This window comes from Amycolatopsis sp. SID8362 (genome assembly GCF_010550475.1).
Taxonomy (GTDB): domain Bacteria; phylum Actinomycetota; class Actinomycetes; order Mycobacteriales; family Pseudonocardiaceae; genus Amycolatopsis; species Amycolatopsis eburnea.
In genome coordinates this window covers 1-958 of record NZ_JAAGNB010000288.1, presented here as the reverse complement: position 1 = coordinate 958, position 958 = coordinate 1, and the positions used below count along the sequence as shown (strand labels likewise).

Genomic DNA, 958 nt, shown 5'->3' with positions numbered 1-958 from the left:
CGAAAGTCGGGACTAGTGATCCGGCACCTCCTGGTGGAAGGGGTGTCGCTCAACGGATAAAAGGTACCCCGGGGATAACAGGCTGATCTTGCCCAAGAGTCCATATCGACGGCATGGTTTGGCACCTCGATGTCGGCTCGTCGCATCCTGGGGCCGGAGTAGGTCCCAAGGGTTGGGCTGTTCGCCCATTAAAGCGGCACGCGAGCTGGGTTTAGAACGTCGTGAGACAGTTCGGTCCCTATCCGCCGCGCGCGTAGGATACTTGAGGAAGGCTGTCCCTAGTACGAGAGGACCGGGACGGACGAACCTCTGGTGTGCCAGTTGTTCTGCCAAGGGCATGGCTGGTTGGCCACGTTCGGAAGGGATAACCGCTGAAGGCATCTAAGCGGGAAGCCTGTTCCAAGATGAGGTATCCCACCCTTTGTGGGTTAAGGCTCCCAATAGACCATTGGGTTGATAGGCCAGATATGGAAGCACAGTAATGTGTTGTTGAGTTGACTGGTACTAATAGGCCGAGGACTTGTCTACGAAGATGTTGCGCATCCACTCTACGGTTCTGAAACACCACGCTGGTGACGGTGTGTGTTGTTTCGGAGTGTTTCGGTGGTTATAGCGTCAGGGAAACGCCCGGTCCCATTCCGAACCCGGAAGCTAAGCCTGACAGCGCCGATGGTACTGCAACCGAAGGGTTGTGGGAGAGTAGGACACCGCCGAACTTACCTTCCGTACGGCCCGTTAGGATAGCCAGTTGGCTGCCCTAGCGGGCCGTACGCGTATGTCCAGAACAAGATTTTTCCACGGCAGGAGGCCAGGTGTCCGAGTTCGGTCGACGAGACTCAGCGGATGATGGGTCCGGCCGATCGGCACGCCGGGACGAAGGCTCCCGGGACCGGTCGGACGCACCCCGGGGAGACCGGCGCGGTGCGCGCCAGGACCGCGGCGGCCGCGACGGCGGACA

Annotated in this window: 2 rRNA genes; both read left to right on the top strand. The window is 59.7% G+C overall.

The features are described 5' to 3' along the window. Positions 1–528 (top strand): 23S ribosomal RNA (locus G3I65_RS09150); the annotation flags it as partial. A 71-nt stretch (positions 529–599) separates the two neighbouring features. Then, positions 600–716: ribosomal RNA gene (gene rrf / locus G3I65_RS09145) — 5S ribosomal RNA — on the top strand. Positions 717–958: the final 242 nt, after the last annotated feature.